The organism is Amycolatopsis sp. NPDC050768 (assembly GCF_040654155.1).
Lineage (GTDB): Bacteria > Actinomycetota > Actinomycetes > Mycobacteriales > Pseudonocardiaceae > Amycolatopsis.
Window position 1 is genome coordinate 129,983 of the sequence record NZ_JBFAHL010000020.1, and the last position, 13,636, is coordinate 143,618.

General features: G+C 72.4%; 9 protein-coding genes. 3 read left to right on the forward strand and 6 right to left on the reverse strand.

Annotated elements, in window-relative coordinates:
* Nucleotides 1–7: 7 nt before the first annotated feature.
* Nucleotides 8–2,863 (reverse strand): S8 family serine peptidase, encoded by a 2,856-nt coding sequence (locus AB0H62_RS41215; RefSeq protein ID WP_255638809.1) that lies wholly within the window; start codon nt 2,861–2,863, stop codon nt 8–10.
* 315 nt (nt 2,864–3,178) lie between these two features.
* Nucleotides 3,179–4,741, reverse strand: a complete 1,563-nt coding sequence (gene dgt, locus AB0H62_RS41220) for a dGTP triphosphohydrolase (protein WP_220238741.1) — start codon at nt 4,739–4,741, stop codon at nt 3,179–3,181.
* 60 nt (nt 4,742–4,801) lie between these two features.
* Here dgt and AB0H62_RS41225 point away from each other — a divergent pair, with 60 nt between their 5' ends.
* Both AB0H62_RS41225 and AB0H62_RS41230 read left to right on the forward strand, forming a co-directional pair.
* Nucleotides 4,802–5,953, forward strand: a complete 1,152-nt coding sequence (locus AB0H62_RS41225; protein ID WP_220238740.1) for a lycopene cyclase family protein — start codon at nt 4,802–4,804, stop codon at nt 5,951–5,953.
* 373 nt (nt 5,954–6,326) lie between these two features.
* Nucleotides 6,327–8,006, forward strand: coding sequence for a GGDEF domain-containing protein (locus AB0H62_RS41230; RefSeq protein WP_360591957.1), 1,680 nt, complete (start codon nt 6,327–6,329; stop codon nt 8,004–8,006).
* 69 nt (nt 8,007–8,075) lie between these two features.
* Here AB0H62_RS41230 and AB0H62_RS41235 read toward each other — a convergent pair whose 3' ends face one another.
* From AB0H62_RS41235 to AB0H62_RS41245, 3 genes are all read right to left on the reverse strand, one after another.
* Nucleotides 8,076–8,729: a response regulator transcription factor gene (locus tag AB0H62_RS41235; protein WP_220247536.1), complete on the reverse strand. Its 654-nt coding sequence runs from the start codon at nt 8,727–8,729 to the stop codon at nt 8,076–8,078.
* Entirely contained in the window at nt 8,726–9,940 is a 1,215-nt protein-coding gene (locus AB0H62_RS41240; protein ID WP_360591958.1) for a histidine kinase, read from the reverse strand. Before AB0H62_RS41240 ends, AB0H62_RS41235 begins: the two co-directional genes overlap by 4 nt.
* 285 nt (nt 9,941–10,225) lie before the next feature.
* Nucleotides 10,226–10,777, reverse strand: a complete 552-nt coding sequence (locus tag AB0H62_RS41245) for a snapalysin family zinc-dependent metalloprotease (RefSeq protein ID WP_360591959.1) — start codon at nt 10,775–10,777, stop codon at nt 10,226–10,228.
* A 211-nt stretch (nt 10,778–10,988) separates the two neighbouring features.
* On the opposite strand from AB0H62_RS41245, the gene AB0H62_RS41250 reads away from it, so the two are divergent.
* Nucleotides 10,989–12,923, forward strand: coding sequence for an AarF/UbiB family protein (locus AB0H62_RS41250; RefSeq protein WP_360591960.1), 1,935 nt, complete (start codon nt 10,989–10,991; stop codon nt 12,921–12,923).
* Here AB0H62_RS41250 and lepB read toward each other — a convergent pair.
* Entirely contained in the window at nt 12,847–13,632 is a 786-nt protein-coding gene (gene lepB / locus AB0H62_RS41255; protein ID WP_360591961.1) for a signal peptidase I, read from the reverse strand. The genes AB0H62_RS41250 and lepB overlap by 77 nt on opposite strands.
* Nucleotides 13,633–13,636: the final 4 nt, after the last annotated feature.

Consider the following 13,636-nt stretch of genomic DNA (forward strand, 5'->3'; position numbering starts at 1 on the left):
CTGAGGATCAAGCGATCGCGGGGTGCACCGGGCCGGTGTTCACCGTCTTGTGCACGACCGCGGCCGCGCCGGGCGACGAAGCCTGGGCGTAGCCGTTGACGTGCAGCGAGACGCTGCGGATCGAGCCCGAGTCACCGCCGGCGACGTCGACCGCCTTGAACGTCCACGTCCCGTCGGCCGAGGTCCCGGCGAGCGGGGTCTGCGGGTCGATCGGCAGGTACGTGCCCGTGAACGGCGCGAACTGCGACCCGACCGTGCTCAGCAGCGCCGAGGCGCTGTCGTCGAACACGACCTGGCACAGGTTGTTGCCGCCGCTGCCGGCCCGCTGGAACAGCGTGGCCGACGCGCCCGAGGGCGAGGTCAGCGTGCCGACCAGGTCCGCGACGTAGGTGTGGTCCAGGCCGACCGTGGTCGAGCCCTCGTCGGCGGTGCAGCTGGAACCGTCGATCGAGACCGAGACCTTCGACGCGGCCCCGACGCCGCTCACCACCAGCGGCACCGAGGCGCCGAGCTGCGAGTTGTCCGGGATCGCGACCGGCGCACCGGTGTAGGAGAAGGTCTGCACCACCGGCGACGGCGTGCCCACCGGCAGGGCGAACGTGCTGGTCACCGGCGAGAACGAACCCGCGAACGTCACCTTGGCCGACAACACCACCGGCACGCCGAGACCCTGGGTGGCCGGGACCGTGACGGTGAAGTCGTTGACGCCGGTCTGGCCCGGGCTGATCGTGCCGTACGACTTGGCGCGCGGCGCGATCGTGACGCCGGGCGTCGTCGTGGTGAGCACCACGCTCGTGGACGACGCGACCCCGTCGCCGGTGTTGGTCACCGGCAGCGTCACCTTCGCGGTGTCACCGGGGTCGAGGGTGCTGCCGCCGTCAGGCCCGGTGACGGTGGGCTGCTTGGCCTGCGCGTAGGGCTGCGGGCTGGCGCCGGTGTAGGCGAGCACCTTGTCGGCGAGGACCACGCCCGCGCCGGTGAGGTTGTCGCTGCCGGGCGCCTCGATGTCCACGGCCGTCGCGAGGAACGCGTCGCGAACGTCCGAACCGGACAGACCGGGGTTGCCCGAGAGCACGAGGCTCGCGATGGCGGCGGCGTGCGGCGCGGCGGCCGAGGTGCCGAAGAACGGGTCGAACCCGCCGACCGAGGTGCGGACGCCGTCCGCCGCGGTGATCTCCGGCTTGTCGCGGACCTCGCCGCCGGTCGAGGAGACGTTGCCCGGCGTGATGGGCGTGCCGTCGGCCTCGTAGAACATCCGGCGCGGGCCGTCGGAGCTGAACCGCTCGGCCTTGCTGGCCGAGGAGAACGCGCCGGGGAACGGACCGGTCGGGTTGGCCGGGTCACCCGGCTCGAGCGCCCGGCCGAACGCGGCGGCCGCGGGTGCCGCGGCGACGGAGAACGCGTCGCGCGCCGAGGAGTGCCCGACCGTGACGCCCGGGGTGCTGAAGGCCTTGAGGCCATCGGCCGAGTCGCGGAAGCGGCTGCCGAACGCCGTCAGCGAGAGGTAGCGGCCCTCGCCGGAGAACTTGACCACCGCGAGCCGCAGACCGGTACCGCCGAAGAGCGGGGTGGCGAGCTGCTCGTACGGGTCCTGGGTGCCGTCCTGCACGTCCTGGCTGAACGCGACGACGTTGCCCGCCGCGTCGAGCAGGTAGAGGTCGTAGTCGTCGCCCGAAGCGCCGAGCGGGTCGGACCAGTGCAGCGTCACGGGGATGTTCCCCGACGACGCGTCGGAGATCGGCTCGAAGATCTGGTTGCCCGCCGCGCCCGCGAAGTTGTGCGCGGTGCCGGCGAACTTGCCGACCGACTTGCCGGAGTCGGCGAAGTCGCCCTCCCAGTGGGCGGCGGTGCCGTCGGCGACGTTGCCCTCGTTGCCCGCGGAGGAGAAGTAGAGCGCGCCGTCGGCGGTCACGTCGTTCACGGCCTGGGCGATGATCCAGTCCTGGAACGGGGATTCCTTGAAGTAGATGACGTCGTCGACGATCACGTCGCAGTGCGACTCGAAGCGCAGCTTGCGGATGTTGTCGGCGAAGCTCGCGTCGGAGGCGAACGCGGAGGCGAAACCGAGAGCCGCGTTGGGCGCGAGGTCGTGGATGATCTCGAGCATCGCGGTGCCCTCATCGCCGTCGCCGGCCTGGCCGGGAACGACGTCGACGGCCGGCAGCTCACCCTTGGCCTGCGAGACCTTGAGCGAGTCGACGCCGTCGGACAGCGCACACGCCTTCACGCCGGTGCCCGTGACGCCGTACTGCTGGCGGGCGAGGTCGGCGTTGTGCGCGCGGTCGCCCTCACTGGTGATGGTGGCCGCGGCGGCACGCCGGTTCTTGGCCGCGAGGGCCTGGTTCAACGCGGCGTCGAGCCGGGCGGCCTTCTGCTGCTTGGTTTCGACGGGCGCCGTTTTCCCTTGTCCCGCCTTGGTTTCCAGCTCACGGGCGGTGATCGCCTGGTCGGCGGTCTCGACCCGCTTCACGTCGGCGCGCGCGGCGATCGCCGGCAACGCGGCGAGCGGCACCTCGGCGCGGATGCTCGCGGCCTTGTCCGACACCGTGCGCACGGCGGCGCCGGCCTTGCGCAGGTCGTTCACCAGCGCGTCGGACACCTTGGTGACACGGATGTCCACGACCGCGGTGCTCGCCGTACCCGCCCCCAGCGCGGGTACGGCCGAGGCACTCAGCTTTTGGGAACGCAGCTTCTGCGTGACGAGCAGGCGGCTGTCCAGTTTGGACTCTGCCTTGGTCTGCCCGGTCTTGATCGACTGCAGTGCCGCGATCTGCCGGGCTGAGTTGTCGGAGAAGGAGTCCGGTGTGGACGCCGTGGCGGCGCCCGCGACCGGCGGGGTGACGATGCCCAGCGCGGCGATCAGCGCCGCGGCGCCGGCGGCCAGGACGGTCGTCCGGCTCGCGGCTCTGGTTCTGGTTCTGGTTCTGGTTCTGGTGGGTCTCTTCGAACGGCTTCGACGCACGTGCGCCTCCGTATCTCGCACCGCGTGCCCCGACTCACGCTGGCCAACGCCGGTGATCACCGGCTGGATCCAGCTAAGTACCGTGGCTAAATCGGAAAAAGAAGCCGTTAGAGTGACGTATGGCCGTGATTTTCCCATACCCACCGGAGGTCGTAGGCCATTCAGCGGCAGTGCCGCCCCGAAGCGCCGGGTCGGGCAGCCTTTCGGAGCGCGGCCTCAGAGCACGAACGAGTCCGACCACGGCTGCGCGGCGCGCCCGGACAGCGCGTCGAGCAGCGTCACGGCCTGCTTGTCGGTGAGCGAAGCCACAAAGTCGACCACGGCGCGCCCGCGCGCGAGGCCGCGCACTGCGTCGGTGCCCTCCACGCGTTCGCCGGTCGCGCCCACGAGCACTTCCGGCATGGTGTGGACCAGTCCGGCGTACTCGTCCTGCGCGAGCTCCACGAGGTCGTGCAGCCGGCGGGGCAGCCGGCCGATCTCGTCTCGGTCGAGCAGCCACGCGTCGAGCGCGTCGACGAGCGTGGTCACGAGGCTGGCCTGCCCGCGCTGGTGCAGCGCGAGGTCCGGGCGCAGGAGCACGAACCGGCGGTGCACGAACTTGAGCACCTGCACCTCGTGCCACTGCGCGGTGCGCAGCGAGACGTGCCCGGACCGAGTGGAGGGCGAGGACAGCACGAAGACGCCGTCGACGAGCCGCGAGATCCAGCCGGCCGAGAACGCGGCCGTGGCCTGCTCGGCCTCGATCGAACCGTCGAAGCCGTTCTCCAGCAGCCCGTCGACGAGCTCTCGCTGCACGCGCCGGACCGCGGCGGCGAACGCGTCGTCGTCGGCGATCCAGCCGTCCTTGAGGTGCATGCGCCGGCGCAGCTGTTCGAGCGAACGGCCGGGGCGGCGCAGCTCCGCGGCGACCCGCTCGTCGTCGAGCGAGGCCAGCTCCAGCGCCTGGTCGAGCCACTCCCCCAGCTCCGCGGCGACCGGCGCGTGCTGCAGCACGCCGATGCGGTGGAAGTCCTGCAGGTCGTGGATCGCGTAGGCGATGTCGTCGGCGGTGTCCATCACCGACGCCTCCACGGTCTGCTGCCAGGGCTCGATGCGCCCGATGAACGGGCCACGCGCCTGCGCGAAGTCGTCGAGTTCGGTGGCGTAGGCGGAAAACTTGCTCGCGCCGGTGCCCGGTGAGCCGTCGGGCTCGGCCGCGCCGCGGGGAGGCGTGCGCATTTCCGTGGGGTGCGGCTCGGGGTAGTGCAGCCGCGCCCACGGGTACTTCAGCACCGCGGCGCGCACGGCCGCGGTGAGGTCGAGACCGATCGCCGATGGACCGCGCACGTCGGTGGTGGTGAGGATGCGAAACGTCTGCGCGTTGCCCTCGAAGCCGTCGGCCAGGCTGAACCGGTGGCGGGCGATGCGGTCGAGCGTCTGCTCGCCGAGGTGGCCGAACGGCGGGTGCCCGAGGTCGTGGGCGAGCGCGGCGGCCTCGCAGACGTCGGGGTCACAGCCGCCGAGCTTCGCGGCCAGCTCGGCCGACTCGCTGGCCGCGGTGATCCGCTCGGCGATCGCGCGGGCGACCTGCGCGACCTTGAGGCTGTGGGTGAGCCGGTTGTGCAGCAGCCCGGCGCCGCCGGCGCTGACCACCTGCGTGACCCCGCCCAGGCGCGCAAAGAACGGCGACGCGGCGATGCGGTCGCGATCGATGCGGAACGGGCTGGTGGCGAGGTCCGTGAACCCGCCCACGGAGCTCGACGGGTCCCTGCGCGCGGCTCTCGGGTCGGTCTCGGCCATGCGCTCCACCGTATCTGTCCGGCCCCCGGCGGACTCGCCGGATACGGCAGGATCGGACGGGTGAGCGACGTGCTGATCGCGGGCGGCGGGCCCGCCGGGTGGGCGCTGGCGCGCGCCTGCGCCCGGCGCGGGCTCGCGACCACGCTCGTCGACGCCGCGCCGCAGGCACCGTGGCGTGCCACCTACAGCGCGTGGGCCGACGAGCTGCCCGGGCTGCCGGGCGAGGTGATCGCGTCGGCACCCAGCGCGACGGTCGCGTTCGGCACGTGCGAGCACCGGCTCGACCGCGGCTACCTCGTGCTCGACAACGCCGGTCTGCGGTCGTGGCTCACGGCCGCGCCGGTGACGGTGGTGGCCGGGCGGGTCGCGCGCGCCGAGCACGGGCACCACGGCTCGACGGTGGTGCTCGCCGACGACCGTCGGCTCGCCACGGCGGTAGTCGTGGACGCGTCGGGGCGGAACCGGGTGCTGTCCGGCGGCCCGCCTCGTGGGCACCGCGCCGAGCAGACCGCGTACGGGCTGGTCCTGCCGGCCGCCGACGCCGAGCGGCTGGTGCCCGGCGCTTCGGACACGGCCGTGTTCATGGACTGGCGCGACGGCGCGCCGAGCTTCCGCTACCTGCTCCCGCTGGGCGACGGCTCGGTGCTCGTCGAAGAGACGTCACTCGCGCACCGGCCGGGCGTGCCGGTGGAAGAGCTCGCCGCGCGGCTGCGGACCCGGCTCGCGGGCGCGGGGCTGCGGCCGCACGGCCGAGAGGAACGGGTGCGGATCGTGCTCGACGTACCGCTGCCGGGGCGCGGCGCGGTGGTCCCGTTCGGGGTCGCCGCCGGGCTCGTGCACCCCGCCACCGGGTACAGCGTCGCGACCGCGCTGCGGCTGGCTCCGCGCGTGGCCGCGGCGCTGGCGGGCGCCTTCGAGGCCGGGCCACGGGCAGCCGTGCGCGCGGCCCGCCGGACACTGTGGACGACCGAGGCGCGGGCCGTGCATTCCCTGCGGCAGTACGGATTGCGCGCTTTGCGCCGGATGTCGCCCGCCGAGCTCGCCGAGTTCTTCGACCTCTTCTTCGCGCTGCCGGCTCCGGTGCAGCAGGCCTACACGTCGGGCCGGGAAGACCTGCCGGGCACGGCGGCGGCGATGGCCCGGCTGTTCCGCGCGGCGCCGCCGACGCTGCGCGCGCGGCTCGCGGGCCGCCGGCCGAATACGATTCGGTAACGGCGTCGAAATCGGCGGCCGAATGCTCCGGCGCACAGCCGGGAGCGGTACCACGTGCGGAAGCGGCGGGCCGGACGGGGACGGTCCGCGAATTCCGTATCCGAAAATTCTTCGGGTCAAACGATCAAGCTCCAGGTGGACGGACCCGCTGGTCACTGCCGCGAGCCGGGCCACCACGGACGGTGTGCGAGTTCGTGTGAGTGCATGGTGAAGACGGGAATTTTCACACTTCCGAACGGCCCACGGAAATCCATCCCGAACGGGTGATCGCTACCGATTTCGTTACTCCGATTCAGGTAACTCAGGTTCCGGCGCGGTGAACATCTGCCGACAACGGTTTCGTTTCCGCGCGAGAGGATGCGACGATCTCCGGGTGACGACGCCCCGTGCGGTCCGGTTCGCCTTCCAGCCGATGTACAGCCTGCACACCGGCGGCGTTGTCGCGTACGAAGCGCTCGCCCGCCCCGGCAAGGGCACGGCCCACGAGCTGCTCGCCGAAGCCCGCCGCGCCGGCCGCCTGGCCGAGGTCGACCTGGGCCTCGCCGCGGCCGCGGTGCGCCAGGAGGCCGAGCGCCCGAGCGCGCTGCCCCTGCACCTGAACATCTCCGCCCGCACGCTCGCGTCGGGCCCCGCCGCGTTCGACGAGCTGATCGCCGAGCTCGGTGCCGCCGGCCGCCGCACACGTGACGTGGTCCTCGAGATCGGCCCGCCGTTCACGCACCTGCCCGGAGACCGGCTTCTGGGCGGTATGCGGGCTTTGTCGGAGCTGGGCTTCCGGCTGGCGCTCGACGGCCTCGGTCGCGGCGACCTCCCGCTCGCGTTGCTGGCCCAAGCGCCCGTGGACTTGGTGAAGCTCGACCGCAGCGTGCTGCGCGGCCTGCCGGACGAGCCGGCGGCGGTGGCCGTGGTCGAGTCGCTGCTGCACTTCACGACGCGCACCGGCATCCGGCTCGTCGCGACCGGCATCGAGACCGGTCCGCAGCTGGACGCGGCGCAGAACCTCGGCGTGCGCATCGCGCAGGGCAACCTCCTGGCGCCCCCGGCCGCGCACCGCAGCGCGCCGTCGGCCGGCGCCGTGGTGCCCGACGACCGCCGCTCGCCCGCGCCGCCCACCGCGCCCCGCGTCGGCGACTTCCTGCGTCCCGCCACCACGCTGCCGTCCGACGCGACCTGCGACGCCGTGCGTGAGGTCCTCGCGGCGGCCGACGCCCCGACCGGCGTGATCGGCGTCGACGAGCACAACCGTCCACAGTGGTCGGTCGACCGCACGCGGTTCCTGGTCGCTGTGACCGGCCCGTACGGCCACGCCCTGCACGCCAAGCGCCCGGCCGAGCGGCTGGCCGACAAACCGCACACCATCGACGCCACGGCGAGCGCGCTGGAGTTCCTCGAGCTGGTCACCGACGCCGACTGGGGCCGCACCGGCGACGACGTGGTCGTGGTCGACAACGCCGGCCGGACTCTTGGCGTGGTCCTGGTGACCGAGGTGGTCCGCGGCGTCGCCGAGGCGAAGGTCGAGGAGGCCGTGACCCTGAGCCCGCTCACGCGGCTGCCCGGCAGCGAGGCCGTGGCGCGCGACGTCGAACGCCGCATCTCCACGGGCGAGCAGTTCGTGGCGGCGTGGCTCGACGTGGACTCCTTCAAGTCCGTGAACGACAACGCCGGCTTCGCCGCGGGCGACGACCTCATCCGCGCCCTCGGCGAAACCCTCACGGGCCTCTCGCGGCGCCTCCCGCGCATGCGCGTCAGCCACGTCGGCGGCGACGACTTCCTCATCGTCTGCGACGTCGACGAGATCGGCACGGTCGCCGCCGCCCTCCTCGACACGCACTGGTCCGCCGAGGGCATGCCGGTCACCGTGTCGCTGGCCACCCTCGTCTGCGGCAGCGGCTCCATCCCCTCCTACCGCGACGCCTCCCGCCTGCTCGCCCCGCTCAAAAAGCGAGCCAAAGCGGTCCCCGGCTCGAGCTGGGTCCTGAGCCGCCCGGGCTCCGACCGCGTCGAGGTGCTCCGCGGCATCGGCCGCGACGTGGCGGTCAGTCGCTCGGCTTGACGAGCCGACCGACCTGGCCGTGGCTTCGTCGGCGCGCGGCTGGGCCGGGATTCGAGACGTGCGGGCCGCTCAGGGTTTCGGCGTCACGAAGCCCGACTCGTAAGCCCGGATCACCGCCTGGGTGCGGTCGCGCGCGCCGAGTTTGGAGAGGATGTTGCCGACGTGGGTTTTGACCGTTTGGAGGCCCAGGTAGAGGTCCGTGGCGATTTCCGTGTTGGACAGGCCGGCGGCCATGAGGCGCAGGACTTCGCGCTCGCGGTCGGTGAGGGCGGCGGAGGTGAGGCCGTCGCGGGCCGGGCCGCGGGGGTGGGCGGCGGCGAGGCGGCGGATGGCGGCCGGGAAGAGCAGTGATTCACCTGTGGCCACGGTGCGGATGCCCGCGACGATCTCCTCCGGGCGGGCGCGCTTGAGCAGGAAGCCGCTGGCGCCGGCGAGCAGGGCGTCGTAGACGTAGTCGTCGTTTTCGAAGGTGGTCACCACGATCACCTTCGGCGGAGCGTCCACAGTAGACATCAGGTGCTGCGTCGCGCGGATCCCGTCGACGGCGGGCATGCGCACGTCCATCAGCACCACGTCGGGACGCAGGCGTGCGACCAGGCCCGGCACCTCGGCTCCGTCGGCGGCCTCGCCGACCACCGTGAGGTCCGGCTCCGCGTCGACGATCGCGCGCAGGCCGGCGCGGATGAGCTGTTCGTCGTCGACCAGCAGCACGGTCACCTTCATCGGTTCCCCCACGGCACCGTCACCACGACCTCCCACCGGTCCCCCGCCGGTCCCGCCGCCAGCTTGCCACCCAGCAGCTCCGCACGCTCGGCCATGCCCCGAAGGCCCCGCCCACCTCGGGCCCGCGGTGGGCGGGGCACGCCCAGCGGGTTCGCCACCGTCGCGCACAGCTGCCCCGCCGACACCACCACGGCGACACTCACCGGCACCGTGCCCGCGTAGCGCACCGCGTTGGTCAGGCACTCCTGCAGGATCCGGTACACCTCACGCGACACGACCGCGGGCACCGCACCCAGCGAACCCTGCACGTCGGCGTGCACTTCCGTGCCCGCCAGCCGCGTTGCCTCGACGAGCGCCGGCAGCTCCGCCAGGCCCGGCTGCGGGTTGCGCGACGAAGCCCCGTCGCGCAACAACCCGAGTACGTGATCGAGGTCGTCCAGCGCAGTGCGCGCCGATTCCTCGATGGCCGTGAGCGCCTGCTCGGTGAACCCCGGGTCGGTCCGCAGCGTCCGGCGCGCGGCCCCCGCCTGCACCGTCACCACGGACAGCGCGTGCCCCACCGAATCGTGCAGCTCGCGCGCGAGCCGGGTGCGCTCGGCCAGCTGTTCGGTCCGCCGCTCTAGTTGCGCGATGCGCTCGGCCGCCGACATCCCCAGCAATGTCCCAGCCACCCGCCGCAGCAGCCCGCCGACGCCCCACACCGCGTAGACCAGCACCACGAACGCGGCCGCGAACGCCACCGGCAGCCACGCCGACCCCCACCCCCGGTCCACCGCGAGGACCTCGGTGCCGTTGTCCACCAGCTTCCCCGTGAACACCGCGCTTACCGAAAACCCGAACCCCACCGGCACCGCGAGCGTCACGGTGCTGACCACCGCCCCGACCCCCACGTGCAGTACGAACATCACGCTGTACCGCGCCCGCGCCCGCACGGTGGCCGGCCGCCCCGCCGCCGCCTCGCCCAGCAGCTCCCGCACCGCGGCCGCCTCCAGCACCCGCACCGCCGGCAGGAACGACGTCGCCCCCAACACCACCACCGTCACCAAAGCCCCGAGCGCCGACGCCCACCCCAGCGACGTCACGAACGGTGTCAGCGAAGGCACCGCCACCGCCGCGAACAACAGGTACGGCACGCTGATCGCCCCGCCCAGGATCAGGTAGACCCATCGGCGATAGGTCACCCCGCTCACCACCGGCCGGAGAACTCCCACCCCCGGATCCTCCCAGCCGCTTCGCCTTCCCGCCTCCCTCCACAGCGGGAACCACACCCACAAACCGCCGGCCAACGCCCCCGACAAACCGCAGCCGATCTACCAATCGCCCGGGAACGCGCAGTCCCTCCCCCGCCCCGATCCGAAGCCAAAACGCGGTTCAGGGCCCTTTGTCAAGGTACTCTTTCCCGCCTTGACAAAGGGCCCTGAACCGTAGTCACAATCAACCTTCGGGGGCGCCTTCCCGCACCCCTGTAATCCCGGTTCCGAAAATCCCGGAAAATATCAATAAACCCCAGCCGTAACCCGAGTCCCCACGCCCTTAACACCTCCGAACCCGTTGCGCCACAACTGCTGCACCTTCGCCGCCTCCTGCGCACTGGGCTTGGCATTGGTGCACGACGTCCCGGGACCGTGCCCCGACATCAGCTCCGAACAAGGCCCGTCGTAATCATCCGGCAGCCCGAGATTGTGCCCCAGCTCGTGCGCCGCAATCCTTGTCGGATCAAATCCCTCCGCCACCTGAGACGTATCCAAATACACGTCCCCATTCCCGTGACCATCGGTCTGCGTGTACGACCCGCCACTGTGGATCTCGTGGAACACCACCGTCGCCCCGGACGAGCGCTTCACGAGCTTCACATCGGCCACCACGGCGTTCCAGTTCGCCGCGCCCTGGTCGATCTGGGCCACGTAATCCGGTGCCCCACTCGACGTGTAGTACACCGTCGTCGCCGCGGCGGCCTCCGCGCCCGGCCCCGCGACCAGCCCGACACCCAGCGGCGCCGCCACCGCCACCGCGATCGCCGCGATGCGCCCGAACCCGCGTGCCCTCATTCGCGTCTCCTTCACCGAAATGTCCGCTCCGGTCACCGGAAACCCGGCAACCGCGGTTCGCCCCACGACGTTAGGAGTTCACCAATCCCCGTGGCCACGTCCGAAAGTAGGTGACCCGGCACCGTCCGTCATCACGGTCCCCCGCGAGAGGGAGCGCGGTCCCGCCGCGGCTGGAACCGCACGACCGGGAACCCTGGTGTGCTCGGCAACCATGGAAACCCTGCTGGTCGGCCTCTTCGCCTACGTCCTCGTGCTGTGGCCGCTGGTCGCCGCGTCGCGGCGGGTGCTCGGCGTGCGGGTCGGGTACGTCCGGGCGCTGTGCGCGGCGGTGTTCGGTTGGGTCGTCGGCGGCTTGGTGGTGCGGACCTTCCCGCTCGCGGTACTCGACAGCGCCGGCGCGGCAGTCGGGCTGCTCATCCCGCTGGCCGGGTGCGCGCTGGCCGCGACGCTGCTTGTCCTGTTCGTCGCGGAGCTCGCCGCGCCGTCGGGGACCGGGCTCGGGCTGTTCGGGCAGCTGCGTTCGGTGCGCGCCCGCGTCGCGCGGACCCGGCGCTACTCGCGGATCATGCGCATCGCGATCGGCCACGGCCTCGGCGGGTACCTCACCGGCCGACGCGAACCCGGCCTCGGGCCCGGCCGCCACGCCAAGCTCGCGCGGTCACTGCGTCGCGCGCTGGAGGAGGGCGGCGTGCCGTTCGTGAAGCTCGGCCAGCTGCTCTCCACCCGCTCCGACCTGCTGCCTCCCGCCTTCGTCGACGAGCTCGGCCGGCTCCAGGACCGCGTGGCGCCCGCACCCGCTGAAGCCGTGTTCGCCCTGCTACGCGAGGAACTCGGCGCCGATCCCGACGACGTGTTCGCCGAGTTCGACCCGGAACCGCTCGCGGCGGCGTCGATCGCACAGGTCTACGGCGCGCGGCTGCGCTCCGGCGCCGAGGTCGTGGTCAAGGTCCAGCGGCCGGGCATCCGCGCGCAGGCCGAACGCGACGTCGACATCGTCCGCCGCCTCGCCGCGCTCCTCGACGAACGGGCCGGCTGGGCAAGGGCGCTCGGCGTCACCGACCTGGCCGACGGCTTCGCCGACGCGCTGGCCGAGGAGCTGGATTTCCGCGTAGAGGCGGCCAACATCGAGGCCGTGGCAGCGCGGCCCGTGGCCGGGGTAACGCTGCCGACCGTCCACAAGGCACTGTCCACCGAGCGCGTGCTCGTGATGGGCCGCCTCGACGGCAAACCCCTCTCGACCGCGGCGCCGGGCGACCGTGAAGAGCTCGCGCGGGTTTTCCTGCGCTGCCTGCTCGACCAGGTGCTCATCGGCGGCGTCTTCCACGCCGACCCGCACCCTGGCAACGTCCTCCTGCTCGACGACGGCGCCCTCGGCCTGCTCGACTTCGGCTCCGTCGGCCGCCTCGACGCGGGCCTGCGCGCCGGTCTCCAGAGCCTGCTGCTCGCCCTCGACCGCGGCGACCCGGCGGGACTGCGCGACGGCCTGCTGGAGATCGTCGACCGCCCCGACGAGATCGACGAGCAACGCCTGGAACGCGCGCTCGGCGCGTTGCTCGTGCGCCACTTCGGCCCGGGCCGGGCGCCAGGGTTCGACCTGTTCACCGACCTGTTCCGTGTGGTCGCCGACTTCCGCCTCGCCGTGCCGCCGCCCATCGCCGCCGTCTTCCGCGCGCTCGCCACCGCCGAAGGCACCCTGGCCACGCTCGCGCCCGGCTTCGACGTGGTCGCCGAATCGCGCACGTTCGCCGCCGAGCAGATCGGCGCGCGCCTGCGGCCGGAGACCGTGCGCGACGAGGTGCTGGCCCTGCTGCCGGTGCTGCGCCGGCTCCCCCGCCGCGTCGACCGGATCGGCGCGGCGCTCGAAGAGGGCCGCCTTTCGGTCAACGTGCGGCTGTTCTCCGACGAACGCGACCGCCACCTCGTGACGGGCCTGGTGCACGAGGTGCTGCTGGCGTTCGTCGGCATCGCGACCGGCCTGATGGCCGTGCTGCTGCTCGGCAGCACGAGCGGCCCGCGGCTGCTGCCGGACCTCACGCTCAACCAGGTCTTCGGCTACAACCTGCTCGTGATCAGTGCATTGGTGGGCCTACGGCTGCTCTTCGTCGTCTTCCGCCGGAGCGCGCGACGGTCACGATCAAGCAGATGAACCCGAGCACGAACAGCGCGGCACCACCGAGGATCAGGTACCGGGCCACGTGGAGTCCGGTGTCCGCGGTGGACGCTCCAGGCAGGCCGGCGTCGGTGAACGCCGTGGTGGGCTTGAGGGTCACGGAGGAGAAGACAGTGCCCCTCGCGACAATCACTCCGTCTACTTTGGACAGCGGGATGGCCCCGTCGCCGGGCGCGTAGACATAGTTGCGGGAATCGCCGGGGATGTCGCGCTTGTCGCCCGCGACGAAAATCGAGCCTGGCGGCACCTGCGCGGTGAACTCGTAGGCGGCGGCCGAGAGCGGCACCGCCGGATCGAGGTAGGGCTCGGTGACGGACTTGCCGTTCACCTGCAGCCGGTTGTCGGGCCCGCAGCAGACCACCCGGTCACCGCCGACGGCGATCACGCGCGCGAGGAGGTGGTAGCCGGGCGGCGAGTCGGGAAACGCGTCGATCTGGAACAAGACCAGGTCGCCCCGGTGGATCTCGTGGCTCCCGGCCCAGTGGAGAACCATGGGCTCGTCATATCCGACCGTGGCTTCCATGGAGCGTTCGCCGATGCGCACGGTGGTGTAGCCGAACAGCTTGACCACCCCGGTCCCCGCGAGCACCGGGCCGGCCAGGACGAACACCACGAAAAGCGCCAGAAACGGCGAAAAGCGGCGCGTGCGAGGCGACGCTGCCGGGGGCGCCGGGAAGTCAGTCACGCCC